Source organism: Staphylococcus sp. HMSC056G08 (genome assembly GCF_001812305.1).
Lineage (GTDB): Bacteria > Bacillota > Bacilli > Staphylococcales > Staphylococcaceae > Staphylococcus > Staphylococcus simulans.
In genome coordinates this window covers 92,926-109,573 of record NZ_KV808446.1, presented here as the reverse complement: position 1 = coordinate 109,573, position 16,648 = coordinate 92,926, and the positions used below count along the sequence as shown (strand labels likewise).

16 protein-coding genes are annotated in these 16,648 nt (G+C 37.2%); 4 read left to right on the top strand and 12 right to left on the bottom strand.

Going from position 1 to position 16,648, the window contains the following annotated elements; translation table 11 throughout:
- Window positions 1-316 precede the first annotated feature (316 nt).
- The 3 genes from HMPREF2846_RS14900 to HMPREF2846_RS02870 all read right to left on the bottom strand — a co-directional run bounded on the left by HMPREF2846_RS14900 (window position 317) and on the right by HMPREF2846_RS02870 (window position 3,020).
- Window positions 317-421, bottom strand: a complete 105-nt coding sequence (locus HMPREF2846_RS14900) for a putative holin-like toxin (protein WP_107529461.1) — start codon at window positions 419-421, stop codon at window positions 317-319.
- 599 nt (window positions 422-1,020) lie between these two features.
- On the bottom strand, window positions 1,021-1,206 hold the full coding sequence (locus HMPREF2846_RS02875) for a hypothetical protein (RefSeq protein ID WP_070625624.1): 186 nt from the start codon (window positions 1,204-1,206) through the stop codon (window positions 1,021-1,023).
- Between the two features lie 173 nt (window positions 1,207-1,379).
- Entirely contained in the window at window positions 1,380-3,020 is a 1,641-nt protein-coding gene (locus tag HMPREF2846_RS02870; protein WP_002480145.1) for a BCCT family transporter, read from the bottom strand.
- A 331-nt stretch (window positions 3,021-3,351) separates the two neighbouring features.
- Between HMPREF2846_RS02870 and HMPREF2846_RS02865 the strand changes: the two genes are divergently transcribed.
- The 3 genes from HMPREF2846_RS02865 to HMPREF2846_RS02855 are packed head-to-tail and all read left to right on the top strand — an operon-like array spanning window position 3,352 to window position 6,300.
- Window positions 3,352-4,332, top strand: coding sequence for a tripartite tricarboxylate transporter substrate binding protein (locus HMPREF2846_RS02865; protein WP_070625622.1), 981 nt, complete (start codon window positions 3,352-3,354; stop codon window positions 4,330-4,332).
- A gap of 11 nt (window positions 4,333-4,343) precedes the next feature.
- Window positions 4,344-4,787 carry a tripartite tricarboxylate transporter TctB family protein gene (locus tag HMPREF2846_RS02860; protein ID WP_002480147.1) on the top strand — a complete coding sequence of 148 codons (444 nt, stop codon included), beginning with the start codon at window positions 4,344-4,346 and terminating at the stop codon, window positions 4,785-4,787.
- 16 nt (window positions 4,788-4,803) lie between these two features.
- The gene (locus HMPREF2846_RS02855; protein WP_070625620.1) at window positions 4,804-6,300 is read left to right on the top strand and encodes a tripartite tricarboxylate transporter permease; all 1,497 of its coding nucleotides are present in this window, start codon (window positions 4,804-4,806) and stop codon (window positions 6,298-6,300) included.
- Between the two features lie 95 nt (window positions 6,301-6,395).
- Here the strand turns inward: HMPREF2846_RS02855 and HMPREF2846_RS02850 are convergent, their stop codons facing one another.
- Window positions 6,396-7,010 carry a hypothetical protein gene (locus HMPREF2846_RS02850; protein ID WP_060804728.1) on the bottom strand — a complete coding sequence of 205 codons (615 nt, stop codon included), beginning with the start codon at window positions 7,008-7,010 and terminating at the stop codon, window positions 6,396-6,398.
- A gap of 357 nt (window positions 7,011-7,367) precedes the next feature.
- Between HMPREF2846_RS02850 and HMPREF2846_RS02845 the strand changes: the two genes are divergently transcribed.
- Window positions 7,368-7,940: a hypothetical protein gene (locus HMPREF2846_RS02845; RefSeq protein WP_083309961.1), complete on the top strand. Its 573-nt coding sequence runs from the start codon at window positions 7,368-7,370 to the stop codon at window positions 7,938-7,940.
- Between the two features lie 241 nt (window positions 7,941-8,181).
- Here HMPREF2846_RS02845 and HMPREF2846_RS02840 read toward each other — a convergent pair whose 3' ends face one another.
- The 8 genes from HMPREF2846_RS02840 to HMPREF2846_RS02805 all read right to left on the bottom strand — a co-directional run bounded on the left by HMPREF2846_RS02840 (window position 8,182) and on the right by HMPREF2846_RS02805 (window position 16,632).
- A complete protein-coding gene (locus tag HMPREF2846_RS02840) occupies window positions 8,182-9,252 on the bottom strand; it encodes an NAD(P)-dependent alcohol dehydrogenase (protein ID WP_070625618.1) in 1,071 nt (356 codons plus the stop codon).
- The gene (xylB, locus tag HMPREF2846_RS02835) at window positions 9,242-10,756 is read right to left on the bottom strand and encodes a xylulokinase (protein WP_176745464.1); all 1,515 of its coding nucleotides are present in this window, start codon (window positions 10,754-10,756) and stop codon (window positions 9,242-9,244) included. The genes HMPREF2846_RS02840 and xylB overlap by 11 nt, the downstream gene beginning before the upstream one ends.
- 15 nt (window positions 10,757-10,771) lie before the next feature.
- Window positions 10,772-12,055 (bottom strand): MFS transporter, encoded by a 1,284-nt coding sequence (locus tag HMPREF2846_RS02830; protein WP_070625614.1) that lies wholly within the window; start codon window positions 12,053-12,055, stop codon window positions 10,772-10,774.
- 67 nt (window positions 12,056-12,122) lie between these two features.
- Window positions 12,123-13,145, bottom strand: a complete 1,023-nt coding sequence (locus tag HMPREF2846_RS02825; protein ID WP_070625612.1) for a LacI family DNA-binding transcriptional regulator — start codon at window positions 13,143-13,145, stop codon at window positions 12,123-12,125.
- A gap of 193 nt (window positions 13,146-13,338) precedes the next feature.
- On the bottom strand, window positions 13,339-14,496 hold the full coding sequence (gene nagA, locus HMPREF2846_RS02820) for an N-acetylglucosamine-6-phosphate deacetylase (RefSeq protein ID WP_070625609.1): 1,158 nt from the start codon (window positions 14,494-14,496) through the stop codon (window positions 13,339-13,341).
- 23 nt (window positions 14,497-14,519) lie between these two features.
- The gene (locus HMPREF2846_RS02815) at window positions 14,520-14,897 is read right to left on the bottom strand and encodes a PTS sugar transporter subunit IIA (RefSeq protein WP_002480156.1); all 378 of its coding nucleotides are present in this window, start codon (window positions 14,895-14,897) and stop codon (window positions 14,520-14,522) included.
- A 21-nt stretch (window positions 14,898-14,918) separates the two neighbouring features.
- Complete coding sequence (locus HMPREF2846_RS02810) at window positions 14,919-15,749, bottom strand: PTS system mannose/fructose/sorbose family transporter subunit IID (protein WP_023014770.1); 831 nt, start codon at window positions 15,747-15,749, stop codon at window positions 14,919-14,921.
- Window positions 15,736-16,632: a PTS mannose/fructose/sorbose/N-acetylgalactosamine transporter subunit IIC gene (locus tag HMPREF2846_RS02805; protein WP_070625607.1), complete on the bottom strand. Its 897-nt coding sequence runs from the start codon at window positions 16,630-16,632 to the stop codon at window positions 15,736-15,738. Before HMPREF2846_RS02805 ends, HMPREF2846_RS02810 begins: the two co-directional genes overlap by 14 nt.
- Between the last annotated feature and the right edge of the window lie 16 nt (window positions 16,633-16,648).

The following is a 16,648-nucleotide window of genomic DNA, read 5'->3' as shown; positions in this document are numbered from 1 at the left end:
GACTTGTCAAAGTTTGTAGATGGTTTATTTTTTTCTATTAGAAATGTACAAAAAGATAAATACTAGAATTGTGAACTGCAAATCACAGAACGCAATCATTATACTTATAGCTTCAAATACACTCATAAAGCATTTCCTTTCTAAATTCAGTAACTCATAAACTATTCTAGTTGTACTTCTTATGCGTGTTGTGCGATAATATAAATGTAATAAAAAAGAGCCGTGCTTGTACACGACTCTTTGAGACCGTTTCAAAGACGGTGACATAGAAAATTTTTAAAATAAGCCATTTCCTTAGTCAAAGCAGAAAGATGGCTTATTTTTTATCTCTTTTTTCAACAAGTTTCGTAATAGTAGAGACTAGATTTAGTATAAATTCACCAAATGCCAGTAGCAATACTATGACTTCAAATGTTGTCATTTAAGGCATTTCCTTTCTAAATTCAGCGATACTATAGGCATCACCTCCTTTAAATTAGATTTGCCACCATCTATTCAACTTTCTCATGCATTTATTATATTATGGTTCAATTTACTTTACATTATGACATAATAAAATTCTTTATTTTTATAGCCAAATTGCAAGTACACTTACATATAAATATACTTGCAATTTTTACAAATATTTTTATGAAGATGACAGTATATGTCTAAGTTAAATATCTGAGTATGTGCTTGTATTCATAAATCAAATACGATGCTATTTATAAGTTTAGATAAAGAAAGGTATGCATAACATATGATTTATACATTGAGCGTTATCCTTATTCCCATAGTTGTCTTAAGCTTCATTATTTACTGTACAGTTAAGCGAAAGCCTTTGTATTATGTCATTATTGCGATGATTCTACTTCAAATCTTTAAGATACTTGATAGTATTTTTATTGAACATAAGTCTGTCCTTCAGGCATTACTTCATCCTTTTGATATTTTATTATGGGTGATATTAATTGCTTATGGGATCAGTCACTATCGGAATAAACACAAAGCATAAAACGCCTCGTGATGTCGCGAAACGTTTTATGCTTTGTCTTTTTTACTTAATTTTTCACTTACCGCAATTACCAGAACCAGTATTATAATGATTAGTGTTGCGAAACCTTCAATCTTTTCACTTAAAATGGGTTGGTAAACAAACTTGGTAATAAATAGGGTTAAATAACTAATTGAAAAAATAAAAGCGATGATTTTTAACGTTTTAATCATGGTTGTCCTTCTCTCTTTCTTTAAGCTTTTTTATCTGATTAAGTGTGCTCTACTAATTGATTAGATGCATTCACTTTTTATTAGAATATGTAATAGTTATTTAAATCATACAATAAATAATAGCCGCTTCACACACCCATCGTGCGAAGCGGCTATCACTTTATCTCTAAATTTTAATCTTCTTTATGTTGGTTCTCTTGTTCTTCTTGTCGCGCTTGTTCTTGCGCTTCTTGTTCTTTTTGAATTTCTTTCTCACGTTTCTCTAATGGAATAGAGAAGTCTTTTTCGTCATCAATATATGACATCTGGAAGTGTTTTGTCGGTTCTCGACGTAAGGCACCCATAATCGCAAAGATCATCAACACTAAGATGATAGAGAATGGTAAGCCTGTCACAAGTGAAGCAGTTTGTAAACTTGTTAAACCACCTGCAATAGTCATTGTGACTGAAATCGCACCGATTAATAAGCCCCAAATAACTTTATCTTTTACGTTAGGGTTATCAACCCCGCCTGTCGCCATACTTGCGACAATGTGTGTTGTAGAGTCAGCACTTGTCACAATAAAGATAAAGATTAAGGCAATGGCTAGAATACTTGTGATATCTGAAATTGGGAATTGTTTCAACAACTCGAATAATGCGACTGAATAATCTTTATCTACAATTTTCTCGATACCTGTATTTTGTGTTAATGCAATTTTTAATGCCGTACCACCAAATCCAGCAATCCAAGTGAATGAAATTAATGGTGGAATGATTAATACACCAATGACGAATTCACGAATTGTACGTCCACGTGATACACGGGCAACGAAACCACCGATAAATGGTGACCAAGCAATGACCCATGCCCAGTAGAAGACTGTCCATTGTTGAACCCAACTGTTATCACCTGTGTATGGATTGATACGTAAACTATATTGAATAAAGTGTGTTAAGTAATCTGAAATCGCAAGTGTATAAGATTCTAACACGAATTTTAAATCACCAAAGATTAAGATGAATATCAATAAGATTGCCCCAAGTCCGATATTGATATTACTCAACCATTTAACACCTCGGTTTAAACCTGTAAGTGCTGATCCTAAGAAGATACATACCATAATGACTGTAATCGCAACTTTAGTCACATTCGTATTCGGTACATCAAAGACATGATTTAATCCACCACTGATTTGCATAATACCTAAACCGATAGATGTCGCAATCCCCATAACTGTCGCGATAATTGCGAGAATATCGATCAAGTTACGTAAAGGTCTTGGATAAGCCTCGCCAAAGACTGGTTCCATAGCTGTAGAAATTAATCCGTTACGTTTCTTACGGAATTGGAAGTACGCTACTGTTAAACCTGCCATTGCGAAGATAGACCATTGTGAGATACCCCAGTGGAAGAAGGTATAACCCATAGCTAAACGTGCAGATTCTGCAGATTGATCTTTAACACCTGGGAATGGTGCGTGTAAGAAGTGTGTCAGCGGTTCTGCTACACCCCAGAAGACAATCCCAACACCAAGTCCTGCTGAGAATAACATCCCAATCCAAGACATGAATGAGAATTCTGGTTCAGAGTCATCTGCGCCGAGTTTGAAGCGGCCGTATCGTGAAACGGCTAAAGCGATTAAGAAAATATCCAGTACGACAATAATGACTAAGAAGAGCCATCCAAATGCCCCTGCGATGACATCATACGTACTCTGCGCATATTTTCCGAATAGTTTCGGGAAAATGCCCGCAACTAAAGTCGCCAGCAGGATAATCCCTACCGAAGTGAAATAAACTATATTTCTATGTTTTTCTTTCCTGGTTTTCATGTGAAATTAATAATCCCCTTCCCGCTTGTTTCATATAAGCGTTTGTTTCATTAAACCATAAACAGAACATAATCACAATTCATCATTAAAAACATTTACATCATTATTTAATTTTTATTACGAAACATTTTGAGAATTTAATATCAGCCTCACAGACACTTAAAGATGATAACCTCAAGTTTTCATTTATTTTCACAGATTCCAATATATATTTTATAATTTATACCCTTAGTTATTTATATAATAATTACATCTAACTATCATTGTTAAATTTTGAAAATTGTGATAAATTATCGTAAAATTGAATATTTTTAAACAAAGGGGGATTTTTATGCGAAGATTGGGGTACTTCGTGTTAGCCATGACAGTTATTTTAGCGAGCTGCGGTAAATCTGATGATACGAAAACCGCAAAATCCAATACGTTTCCTGATGAAACTGTTGAGATTATAGCACCCGCTTCACCAGGCGGTGGCTGGGACACCACTGCACGCGCAATTCAGAAAGTCATGTTAGATGAAAAGCTGACAAATCAAAACATTACAGTTGTGAATAAGCCTGGAGGCGGCGGTGAAGTCGGTTGGCAATACTTAAAATCACGTTCACCAAATACGATCGCCATTAACTCAAGTCTATTACTGTCTAATAAAGAATTAGGGTTAAGTGACCTTGGAGATGATGACTTCACTCCTATTGCGATTCTGGCAACTGAATGGATTAGTTTAACCGCATCAAATAAATCTAATTTGAACTCTGGTAAAGAAGTGATGGAAAAGCTCAAGAAAGATCCGAAATCACTGACAATCGGTGTCGCACCTGGTTTAGGAAATAACGACCACCTTGCATTCGTACAAGCAGCGAAACAATATGGTGTAGATGTCGATAAACTTGATTTCTTAGTGTATAAGAGTGGCGGAGATTTACAAACTGCCCTACTTGGCGGTCATGTAGATGTCGCTTCTACAGCAGTATCAGAAGTTAAAGAGCAACATCAAGTACATAAACTGAAAATGTTAGCAGTGTCATCTGATGAACGACTTGAAGGCATTAAGGATGTGCCGACTTGGCAAGAACAAGGTGTCGATATGGTGTTCCCTCATTGGCGCGGTGTCATGGGGACGAAAGATATGACAAAAGAAGAACGTGCTTATTGGGATAAGACCATGCGTAAAGTCGTACATTCTAAACAATGGCAAGAATTACGTAAAAACAATGATTGGGATAACTTCTACAAAGATAGTGCTGAATCTGAAAAATTCTTAAAAGAGCAACGCAAAAAATATGATCAGCTGATTAAAGATGCTGGTTTCTAAGGGGGAATTGTATGGCTCGTTTAATGCCGCCTATTTTACTTACGTTATTAGGCATCATCTATTTAGTTTTAACGCTGAATGTACAACGTTCACGCATTGGTGATCCAAACAGTCCAATGTACTTTCCACTGCTCATTTCAGTGTTATTGATTGTGATGAGTGTGATTTATTTCTTCCAAGAATATAAAAAAAGACATGAGCATTTTGAAATTCTAGACTTGTTACTTCAAAAGAAAACCTTAATACGCTTAGGCGCAACAGTAGTAATGATTATTATTTACGCATTGATTTTTGAACGCTTAGGTTTCTTGATTTCAACAATCCTCTTCTTAGGAGGCGTCTTGTTTTTAATCAATGGGGTGAAACACTGGCTTCAAAATATCATTGTGGCGCTCGTATTTTCAGGGATTACATGGTATACCTTCTCTCAATTATTAGATGTGAGTTTACCATAAGACAAGGGGGAGCAATATGGGAGATATCAATACGTTCTTAGAAGGTCTCACAACTGCCTTTCATCCTATGAATCTATTATGGGTGTTAATCGGCGGATTTTTAGGGACAATTGTAGGCATGCTGCCGGGGTTAGGTCCAGCGACCGCAGTTGCAGTGTTAATTCCTGTGACATTCGGTATGGAACCTGTCAGTGCCTTGATTTTAATGATTGCGATTTATTATGGCGCGATGTATGGGGGATCGCGTAGTTCTATTTTACTGAATACACCAGGTGATGGTTCTGCGATTGCGGCTACTTTCGATGGATATCCTATGACTAAAAATGGGGAAGCGGGCAAAGCTTTAACGATTTCCGCAGTCGCTTCACTCATCGGTGGTATTGTGGCAGTTGTCGGGTTTATTGTACTCGCCAAACCACTATCAGATTTCTCACTTCAATTCGGACCGCGTGAATACTTTGTATTATTCTTATTTACATTATCGACGATTGTCTCATTATCTATCGGTAAAATGGTCAAAGGTTTTATCGCTACTGCGATTGGACTCATGGTCAGTACAGTCGGCGTCGATTTACAAACAAGCGTTTACCGCTTCACCTTCGATATTCCACACCTAAGTGAAGGGATTAACTTCTTAGTTGTGATTATCGGTGTCTATGCGGTGGCAGAAGTGCTGTATAACTATATGCATCTAGAAGCATTGAAGCCGCCTGATGCGAAATTAGGATCAATGAAGTTGACTAAGACGGATTGGAAGCGGACATGGTGGACTATGTTAAGACAAAGTCCAATTGGATTCGTCATTGGTGTCTTACCAGGTGCTGGTGGTTCTATCGCTTCTATGTTGAGTTACTCTACTGAGCGGCAAGTGAACAAGAATGGTAAAGACTTTGGTAAAGGTGCGATTGAGGGGGTTGCGGCACCTGAGGCGTCTAACAACGCTGCTTCAGTCGGTGCACTGATTCCATTACTTACGATGGGTGTACCTGGTTCAGGAACAACCGCTGTTATTTTAGGTGCAGTTATTATATTAGGTTTACAACCTGGTCCCTTACTTTTTGAAAATGAACCAGAAACCATTTGGACACTTATTAACAGTATGTTTATCGGTAATATTTTCTTAGTGATTATCAACATCGCACTCATAGGTGTGTTACTTAAGATTTTACGTACACCGCCTAAAGTACTTTATCCAATTATTTTAGTGTTAGCTTACTTAGGTACATACACTTTAGGTTATAGTGTTGTAGATTTCTATATTTTATTAATCTTTGGTTTATTAGGTTTAGGTTTAAAACTTTTAGACTTCCCGATGGCTCCGCTCATCTTGGCAGCTATTGTCGGATCAGATATGGAACAGAACTTCCGTAAAAGCTTAATTACCAGCAATAATAATGTGTTCGATATTTTCTTCGGGTCACCGATCAGTATTGTGTTGACGATTATGACAGTACTTTCATTAACATATCCATTGATAATGAAGATGGTGAAGAAGCGGAAGAAAGCAGAGTAAATGAAAGGCAATGATTTAACATTTTGAAAAACACCGTATAAAGCAGACACTTAAAAAGTGAAAACTTTATACGGTATTTTTTATGTTATCAGTTTTTATTCTTTATCATATTTCTTTGCGTTATATTGCTTATATTTATCGCCATCATTTTTATCTAATACCTTTATCAATGCAGGTCTATAAAGCTTATGACTATATCGCTCTAAACCAAATTTAGTTATACCATCAATGAACTCTCCAACAGTTACATCTAAATTGATTTTTGATCTTACAACTATATTTTTGTCGCAGCTTGGTTGATCGTATTGATTTTTATATATTTTGGCACTCTTATCAAATTTTCTATATTTATCAACTAAATCTTGATTAATTTTCATAATTTCTTGTATATCTTTATTAGATTCGTCTATATGATGACTCATCATTAAGACCAAGTTTTGTAGATGCATATCATACGCATTATAATCATCTGCAACCTCACTTAATATTTCATTAGTCGTTTGTCTATTTAAATTCGACATATCAAATGTAAGTTGGTTATTTCTTATTTTGGCTACTTGAAACACCAAAATATCTAGCATACTGACTAAATCATTTCTATAAGCCACTTCTTGTTCTCGCTTTTGTTTTTCAAACTGCAAATTAATACCATAAATTGTAATGACACATGTTGTAATAGCCCCGATGATTGCTGAAATAATTTCTACCATTTATACCATCTCCTAAACACTAATCTTCTTTTTTAGTATTACACAATATCAAATGTTTTGATATATTATTTACAAAAAAACAAGAAATAATGTTTCAGTTTAAAAATTTAGCATTTCTATTAAAGGTTCACCCCCCTATAATATAATGATTTCTAATAAAGTAGCTGGCTCTCTCTGCTAACTCACAACAATTCTTACTACTCCTTCTATCTTCTTATGTTAAAAAGTTGATATTTACATTATATATTTATGTTAATTTTTTATGGAATTAATAGTAAATTTATATATTGTTATTATTTAAGTGATATTATTGGAATGGGATGTTAGGGATGTTTGCTAATAAACGGAGGCCTAACCATGAATTTTAAAAAAGTTGCTTTCTCACTTTCTGCTTTAACTGTATTATTCAGTGTAACAAGTCAAACTTTTGTAGATGCTGTTGAACAAATATCTAGTGAAAACGAATCCTCAAGCCTTTATACTAATGAAGAATTAGGTATGGAAGGTTTAACTAGGACATTATCTGCTATTGAACACATGCCAGACTCTGTTATTAATGAAGGAAAACCCGCAATTGAAAACTACTTAAATGAACAAGGAGTAGGTGTTCAAACTTACGGAGCAAGTGTCAGTAATTATGCAGCTTGTACAGGAGCAATAGGATATGCGCTTGTCACTAATTTTACACCTGCTAAAATCGCAAAAGTAAAGTCTGCTTTAAAAGCTGCCGGGGGCACATTAACGTTTGTTAAGAAGATGTCTGGAGCATATAAACAGTTAAGAAAACTTGGTCATAGTAAACAAAGCGCTGTTAAGAACGCCGCAGCACAAGCTGCAAAAGCGGCTGGACCAGATGTTAAAGAAGCTTTATTAGATTTCTTCGGTATCGCAACAATTGTAGGCGCCTGTGCACCTATCTTTGAAAAATAAAACTACTGAGGTGAATGCCACTTGAATACCAAAAAGAAAGAAACACTTTATCTCATAGGATTCGTTATAATTTTGATTGTTTTATTCTTGCCTATCAGCGCATTCATAAAAGCTGTTGTAACTATAGTATTATTAGTGTTGGCAGTAATATTAAGGTTTTTTGTGAAGCGTAATGATGAAGACAGATAGTTATAAAAATAGCCTCGTCCGCTTTTTTGGACGAGGCTATTTGATCTTTATATTAGTCTAAGAAACCGTTAGGATAAACCATCACTTTTAATGAACCTTGTTTGTTGTTGAGGGCTCTTTCTAATGCCGCTTTTGTATCTTTAAGTTCATATGAATCTGTGAACATTGAGTCTAAATCTGCGTCTGTATTGTTTAGCATTTCAATACCCATTGGATAAGTGTTTGCGTAACGGAAGACACCATAAATATTTAATTCGCGGTTACCAATGAATGGAATGTTTAACGCAATTTCCTCTTGTTGTGGTAGACCAACGATAGATAAGCTGCCGCCTACTGCTAGAGATTGTACAGCTGATTGTAGTGCTGCTGGATGACCTGCTGTTTCAAAGGCATAGTCTGCACCTTTACCGTTTGTAATTTCTTGGATACGTTCTACTGGATCTTCTTTAGAAATATTAATTGTTTCAGTCGCACCAAGTTTTAACGCTTCTTCTAAACGAATATCTGCTAAGTCAGTCACGATGATACGTGTCGCACCAAATGCTTTAGCTGCCACAACCGCCATTAAACCAACTGGACCCATGCCTGTAATCACGACTGTTGAACCTGGTTGAACACCTGCACGTTTACAAGCTTGAATACCTACTGAGAATGGTTCGTTTAATGATGCTTGTTCATAAGATAATGAATCTGGAATTGGGAATAAGAAGTCTTCTGGATGTGCAATGTACTGTGCGAATGCACCATCAATCGGTGGTGTTGCTAGAAACTCAACATCTTGACATAAGTTGTATTGCCCTTTTTGACATTGTTCACATTTACCACAAGGTACACCTGGTTCTACCGCGACTCTGTCACCTACTGAAAACTTCGTCACATCTTCACCAACTGCCGCAACCATACCGGCACATTCGTGACCTAAGATTAATGGTTCTTTGACAATGAAATCACCGGTTTTACCATGTTCATAGTAATGGACGTCAGAACCGCAAACACCCACTGCCATCATTTTAACTAAGACTTCCTTCGGTCCTAATTTAGGTACATCGACTTCTTTGATTTCAATATCGAATGGTTTATTTAATAAAGCTATCTGCATTGTTTCAGGAATATTATTTGTCATCTGTATAACCCCCGTGATTTTGTTGAATTGATAACAGATCCGCTGTCATCTGTTTCGTATTTTGATAAACGCCTTGATACACTTTGAAGTAACGTTCATAAATTTTATGTTTTTGTGTATTTGGTTTGAATGTCGTGTCGTATTGAATAAAGGTTTCAACACAGTCTTTTAATGAATCGAACCAACCAACACCATATGCAGCTAGAATTGCTGCGCCCATACTTGGTCCTTCTTCGTGTTTTAATTTCTTAACTTCTAAGTTGAAGACATCTGCTTGAAGTTGTAACCAGAAATCACTTTTAGCGCCGCCGCCAATTGAAGTGATGGTGTGGATCGCTGGATAAAACTGTCTGATATAATCTAATGATTCATAAAGCGAATACGTGATGCCTTCAATCACTGCACGTGAGAAATCTGCACGTGTTTGTTTACCACTGATACCGATAAAGCTGCCTCTAATTTTTGCATCGCCATGCGGTGTACGTTCTCCCATTAAGTAAGGCGTGAATACTAAACCATTCGCACCTGGTGATGAGCTTTCCGCATCTTTTGTAATGTCCTCAAAACTTTGTTCTGCATAGAAATTACGTTTATACCAGTCTAAACTGAAGCCTGCAGCAAGCGTAACCCCCATCGCATAAGAGATATCCGGTGTGACATGTTTAAAATAATGAATATTATTTTGATAATCACTATAGTCTTTCTGACAAACAAGTACTACACCAGACGTACCGATACTGCACATCGCATCTCCTTCACCGATAATACCGGCACCGAGTGCACCACATGCATTGTCAGCGCCACCCGCAATCACTTTTGTTGAAGTTGGTAAGTTTAATTCTTGCGCTACTGTTTCAGTTACTTCACCCACTACATCTGTTGAATTAACGAGTTCTGGAAGTAAATGTTTAATCTCATAGTACGTGCTTGTTTCTTTATCCCACGCTTCACTTTCACTGTTGTAAAGCAGTGTACCGGATGCATCAGATTTCTCCATTTGAACCTTGCCAGTTAATGCATATCTGACATAATCCTTTGGAAGAATGAATGTTTCAGCTTTCTCAAAGTGTTGTGGTTCATGTGCTTTCACCCATAATAATTTTGGTAACGTAAAGCCTTCTAAAATGGGATTGCCCAGTAATTTATCTCCGAACTGTGCTTTAATTTCATCACATTGTTCAGTGTTTCTGGTATCGTTCCATAAGATAGCTGGGCGAATAGGATAATTATCTTTATCTAATAACACTAAGCCATGCATTTGGCCCGAGAAAGACATACCTTCTATTTGGTACTGACTGTCGTCTAACTGATCTGTCAGTGTTTGAATTGCTTGTTTTGTTGCTTGTACCCATTCATCTGGGTTTTGTTCACTATAACCATTTTGCGGTTGTGAAATACTGATAGGTTCACTGCTTGATGTCACAATCGAACCTTGTTGGTCAACCGCAATCACTTTAACTGAGCTTGTTCCTAAATCTATACCTAAAACAAGTGGTTTCAATATGTTTCATCTACCTTTTTAAATATTTACATTTTCAGCTTGAATCACTTTGCGCGGTTTTTCTTTTAATCCTGGTTGATGTACTTTGATGAAGTACGTCAATACAGCACCAAAGAAGTATAATAATGCGAATGCCCATACTACACCGATTTCATTGAAGACTGGTAATAATACTGTCGCAATCACAGATGGTAAGAAGTTACTTAAACCAGCTGCTAAGTTATGTGAAGATAATGTTGCACCAATATGATTTGGTTCTAACGCTGTGAAAATCGCGAAAATCGGAACGAATGCTGATTGTGTAATACCAAATAATACAGCACATAATACGCCGATCAAGAATACGTCTCCGCTAATCATCGGTAAGTAATAGAATGTCAGTGTTGTGATACCGCAACCGACACAACCGAACCACATGACTTGGCGTTTCCAACCGATTTTGTCTGCAGTAATACCCCAGAATACGTCACCAACAATACAAGTGACGTGCATTGTACCCCAGATCCATAACCATTGTTGCATCGTAAAGCCGATTTCATCTGTAAATAAAACTGGGAAGATAATCACTAATCCAAAGAGTGATAGTTGGTTAATAATTCTTACAATGAATACTTTAATAATTTCAGGGTTCTTATAAACCACACCGATATCTTTAAGCACCTTCTTATAACGATCACTTACTGCTAAATCTGCGTTAGGTTTCACATTGTCTTTACCTACTGCGATATAAGCAATAATACCGCCAATCATAATCCATACGATAGATAGCCATAGTGTTCCCATGAAGCCCATATATGGAATTGTGAAACTTGGTAAGTATGAACCTACGACACCCATACCTACTGAGAACATCGCCCAGAACCAACCGATTGCTGTCGCAAGACGTGCTTTATTTGTAATGTATGTCACCCATACTAAGAAACCGTATAAGAATAATGGATATGCGATACCTCTGATACCGTACATCAATAACATCATGTTGTAATTTTCAACTTGCAAACCAAACGTCAAGAAGAGTACATGGAAGACAATCCATAATACAACACCGCTTGTCATTACTTTTCTTGGTCCATATACGTCAGATAAGACTGCCGCTAACCATGAACCCACTACTACCATCACACCATATACCGCAAAGACTAATGATGCTTGGCTTTTGCTGAATCCAATATCTACGATGTATTTAGACAAGAAGGCTTGTTCAATACCGTCTCCTGTCATAAAAATAAAGATTGCGATAATACCTAAGAATACAACTGTTGGTATTCCCATCCATAACTTTCTATTTTTCTCTATCGTCATTATAGATTTCCCCCTCATTTATAACTAACTTAAACGTTTAAGTTTGACGTTAAGAAAAAAGAACGAACTAGCGTTCATTTTTCTTAGCGCACGATGCTCTTATGGCTAAATGCGTCGATAACTCTACCGAAGTTGCAAGTTCATCGTTGTTCATTTCAATGATTAGTTGTGCTGCACATTCACCGAGTTTACTTGCTGGTTGTTCTACTACTGTAATTGCCGGTGAATAAATTTCGTTCCAATGACTATTATCAAAACCGATAAATGAAATGTCTTTGCCGATTTGAATATCCAGTTCTTTAAAGGCTTGTAACGCACCGATCATCAATAAATAGTTCGTTGCGATTAACGCACTTGGCGCATCTTTTGAAGTCAGCCATTGCTTAGTCGCAAGATACCCGCTTCTTATCTGAGCCTCAGTCCCCAATTTATCATCACTAAAACTCATTAAACGCGCATCAACTGTTAACCGGTTATCCATTAACACTTGTTCATATCCTGCTTGTCTATGGGTAGTTGTACTGATATTAGGATTTGCCAATAAAATCGCAATAGACGTGTGGCCTAACTCCAATAAGTGTTTAGTTGCTTGGTAACCCGCTGCTTGGTTATTCACTGTGACACTTGGCACATCACTCGCTTCTATCGTTCTGTCTACTGTCACAATCGGTGTCTTTTTCCATTCATCTTTTAATGTCAGGTGCGACGAAACAGGTGCTAACACAATCGCATTGACACGTTGTTTCACAAATAAATCTATCAATTCATTTTGTCGTTGTTCACTTTCTTCTGACGAAATCACAATCACTTGCAAGTTGTGTTCTAAACACACTGTAGTTAAACCGTTCAAAATATCCGTAAAGAATGGGTTTTGGTCAGGGACAATAAAGGCAACCAAGTTACTCTGGCCGCTTTTTAACTGACGGGCATACGTATTAGGTTGATAACCCAGCGACTCAACAGCTGCTTCTACTTTCGCTTTCGTTTTTTCGCTGACTTGTCCTTTTTTACCATTCATCACATTTGAAACGGTTGCTACAGAAACACCTGCTGCTTTTGCGACGTCGTGAAGTGTTGGATTATTGTTCATATTGATTACTTCCTTAAACGTTTAAGTTAAAACTGATTCTTATTTTAATGTATCCTAGTATAAATGTAAAGGCTTACATTTACAAAATACAATAAACCCGGCTCCTATGACTACTTAGGAACCGGGTACTGTGATGATTGTTGATGAATCATCTTATATTCACTAGGGGGTTGGGGTTTTATTGGATTATTTTTTAACTAAAGGAATGGATTTTTCCTTTTTTAATGGCAGTCAGAACGTTGATGTCTTCATCTACTAAAATGAGGTCTGCATCTTTGCCTGGTTTGATACTGCCTTTTTGATTATCTATTTTGAGTGCTTTCGCTTGGTTCAAACTCGTTGTTCTCCATGCGTTTTCTAAAGTGTCACCTGTAAAATCAAGTAGGTTTTTAAGTCCTTGATTCATTCTTAATATACTACCCGCAAGAGAACCTGTTTTTAATCTTGCTTCTTTTCCTTTCACTACGACAGTTTGGCCGCCAAGGTCGTATTCGCCTTCTGACATACCTTTCGCGCGCATCGCATCTGTAATCACATAAAAGTGTTCATTACCTTTCATTTTATAGGCAATTTTAATAGATGCCGGATGAGAGTGTACACCGTCTGCAATCAATTCTGTACTTAAATCATCATTCGTCCAGGCAGCACCGAAATCACCAGGGGCACGGTGTAAGAATGGTGTACCTGCATTGTATAGATGAGTAATGTGTTTTGCGCCTTTGGCTACAGCGGCATTGACTTGGTCGAAGTCTGCTGTCGTATGGCCGATAGAGAAGATAATCTCATCTTTAAAAGCTTCTAACATAACATCAGCACCTTCCACTTCGGGAGCGAAAGTGAGAATTTTGATATTATAATCTGCTGTTTCTTGGAAATGTTTCAGTTTCTCAACACTTGGTTGTTGTACGTAGGCTGGATTTTGTGCACCGACTTTATGTTCTGAAATAAACGGTCCTTCTAAATGGATACCGACAATTTCCGCAGCATTATAGCTGTTTTGTGTTGCTTTATACGCAACAATTGATTCTAACGCTTTATTAATATTTTCTTCAGATTGTGTCATTGTTGTCGCTAAGAAAGAAGTGGTCCCTTCGCTTAGTAAATTCTCAGCTAAGTGTTGCAACCCTTCAACAGATGCATCCATCGCATCATTGCCATATCCACCGTGGATATGAATATCTATAAATCCTGGAAGTAAGATTTTACCTTCCGCATCATGTTGAGTAAGCGGGCCTGTATACACACCACTTTCTACTGCTTCAATTTTACCGTCTTTAATATGGACATATCCTGATTCAATCACTTGATCTTCACTGTAAATCTTAGCGTTGCTAATTACATATTCTGACATGTTTCTACCTTCTTATTCGTAATCTATAATAATAAATCGTTTACTTTCACAATATACTCTTTCGTTTTTCCAACGATATCTTGTGCTTCTCCTAAGAGTTCACCATTTACATATGCGACAATCATCGGCAAGTTCATACCAGCATATAAATCAAACTGCTGACCTTGCATTAATAATTTAGCCGCAACATTGGCAGGTGTACCGCCCATTAAATCCGCAAAGACTGTAAAGCCGTCTTCTTTGGCCATTTCCGCAAGTAATTTTGCTTGGAAGTCCTCTGCGCTTTCTTCTGGTAATAATGGGACAGGGACGATATCAGGTTGTTCGCCTAAAATCATTTCTGCACTTTCTTTTAAACCTTCACAAAATGCGCCATGACTGATTAATATTAATTTTTTCATCTCTTTGTTTCCACCTTTGAATTAAGCTTTACCGATAATGCCTAATGCAGATAAGATAATTGATACAACTAATACGATAAAGATGGCTTTAGTTGAACTCATTTTATTGCGTCCAAGTAACCAGTAAATTGCTAATACGATACCAAGTGGTAATAATTTAGGTAAAATCATATCGATATTGTTTTGAACATCAATTGTCAATTTACCGATGTGCGGCATCCAAGCGAACTTCACTTTAATCATCGTGGCGACGAGAGCTCCGACCATGAAGACCCCGAGCAATGTAGCTGCGTTCGTTAAGTTCTCAAGTCTGTGTTGCATTGTCGTAACAAGGGATACCCCTTCTTTATACGCGAATTCTAATTGTTTCCATCTGAATACCATAACGGCGATTTGAGCTGCTAACCAGATAAATGCGCCGATCGGGTTACCGTTGATTGCCATGTTGGCAGCTAAGGCACCGAAGATTGTCGGGATTAATGAGGCAAAGATTGAGTCACCGATTGCGGCGAATGGTCCCATCAAACCAACTTTCAAACCTTGTACTGAGTCTTTAGCTTTTACTTTTTCTTTCTCTTCCATTGCGATATCAATACCCATGATGATGGTATTGAAGAAGTTACTTGTGTTAAAGAATTGTGTATGAGTTTTCATCATTTCTTTAAGTTCTGGTGTGCCGTCGCCATAAATCTTTCTTAATTGCGGAAGGATAGTATACAAATAACCAGAGGCTTGCATACGTTCATAGTTCCACCCTAATTGATAGGCAAATAAGCTACGGCGATTGATTTGATTAAAATCTTTTTTGGTTAATTTATAAGATGTGCCGTTTTGATTATTAGAGTTCGTCATCCTCAATCTCTCCTTCGCTGTTATTATTCTGAGCTGCGCCACCATACTGCGGTACTGGACGGCTTTCTGATGTACGTTTGTATTCAATTGCCGCAAACGCGAAACCGATCAATGCGATACCTAACATTGATAAACCAGTGAATTTAATACCGAAGTGTTTATCTAAGCCAGCTACTGCTGTACCAAGTCCAGTCATACCATCAAATACAGTTACGAATAATGCTGTTAATACGAAACCTAAAATGAAGTATGGGAAATGTTTTTTAATAGGTAGATAACGTAAAAGGATTGCGAAACCTACGGCTGGTAAAACGGCACCGGCAATAGTTAAACCATCACCTAACCATTTCAAATCTGAGTTCAAGTAATTTACAACGGCTTTAACTACGCCGCCACCAAAAGCTAATGCTAAGAATACTGGAATCATTCTTGATAATGACCAAGGAATCATACCATATAAATAGTTTCTTTCAATTGCTTTGTAATCAAATGATTCGATTTTCGCATCGATTCTATGCGCAAAGAATGTGTTAGCAAAACGTGCTAAGATATCTGTTTGAATCATTAAGCTCGCAACTGGCACGGCCAATGTTGCTAAAGCTTGTTGCGGGTTCATTCCAAGTGCTACTGAGAATGCGACCGCAAGTAAGGTACCAGAGTTGGCATCAATTCTTGATGCACCCCCGAATGTCCCTACACCTAAAATCGTTAATTGCATACTACCGCCGATAATCAACCCTGTTGTCACATCGCCCATAATCAAACCGGCGATTAATCCCGCAAATACAGGTTGGCTTAAAGATGAATAAATTTGGATTTCATCTAGGATTTGATACCCTGCATACAAGGTTAATAATAAAATCTGCCACCAAAGTATTTCCATGTTGTCTTCACTCCTG

Bases quoted from the DNA above. Each gene is read 5' to 3' on its own strand.
- nagA (WP_070625609.1), bottom strand. From the start codon at position 14,496: ATGTCAGAATATGTAATTAGCAACGCTAAGATTTACAGTGAAGATCAA.
- HMPREF2846_RS02850 (WP_060804728.1), bottom strand. From the start codon at position 7,010: ATGGTAGAAATTATTTCAGCAATCATCGGGGCTATTACAACATGTGTC.
- HMPREF2846_RS02840 (WP_070625618.1), bottom strand. From the start codon at position 9,252: ATGACAAATAATATTCCTGAAACAATGCAGATAGCTTTATTAAATAAA.
- HMPREF2846_RS02830 (WP_070625614.1), bottom strand. From the start codon at position 12,055: ATGACGATAGAGAAAAATAGAAAGTTATGGATGGGAATACCAACAGTT.
- HMPREF2846_RS02845 (WP_083309961.1), top strand. From the start codon at position 7,368: ATGAATTTTAAAAAAGTTGCTTTCTCACTTTCTGCTTTAACTGTATTA.
- HMPREF2846_RS02815 (WP_002480156.1), bottom strand. From the start codon at position 14,897: ATGAAAAAATTAATATTAATCAGTCATGGCGCATTTTGTGAAGGTTTA.
- HMPREF2846_RS14900 (WP_107529461.1), bottom strand. From the start codon at position 421: ATGACAACATTTGAAGTCATAGTATTGCTACTGGCATTTGGTGAATTT.
- HMPREF2846_RS02875 (WP_070625624.1), bottom strand. From the start codon at position 1,206: ATGATTAAAACGTTAAAAATCATCGCTTTTATTTTTTCAATTAGTTAT.
- HMPREF2846_RS02870 (WP_002480145.1), bottom strand. From the start codon at position 3,020: ATGAAAACCAGGAAAGAAAAACATAGAAATATAGTTTATTTCACTTCG.
- HMPREF2846_RS02810 (WP_023014770.1), bottom strand. From the start codon at position 15,749: ATGACGAACTCTAATAATCAAAACGGCACATCTTATAAATTAACCAAA.
- HMPREF2846_RS02825 (WP_070625612.1), bottom strand. From the start codon at position 13,145: ATGAACAATAATCCAACACTTCACGACGTCGCAAAAGCAGCAGGTGTT.
- HMPREF2846_RS02865 (WP_070625622.1), top strand. From the start codon at position 3,352: ATGCGAAGATTGGGGTACTTCGTGTTAGCCATGACAGTTATTTTAGCG.
- HMPREF2846_RS02855 (WP_070625620.1), top strand. From the start codon at position 4,804: ATGGGAGATATCAATACGTTCTTAGAAGGTCTCACAACTGCCTTTCAT.
- HMPREF2846_RS02860 (WP_002480147.1), top strand. From the start codon at position 4,344: ATGGCTCGTTTAATGCCGCCTATTTTACTTACGTTATTAGGCATCATC.
- HMPREF2846_RS02805 (WP_070625607.1), bottom strand. From the start codon at position 16,632: ATGGAAATACTTTGGTGGCAGATTTTATTATTAACCTTGTATGCAGGG.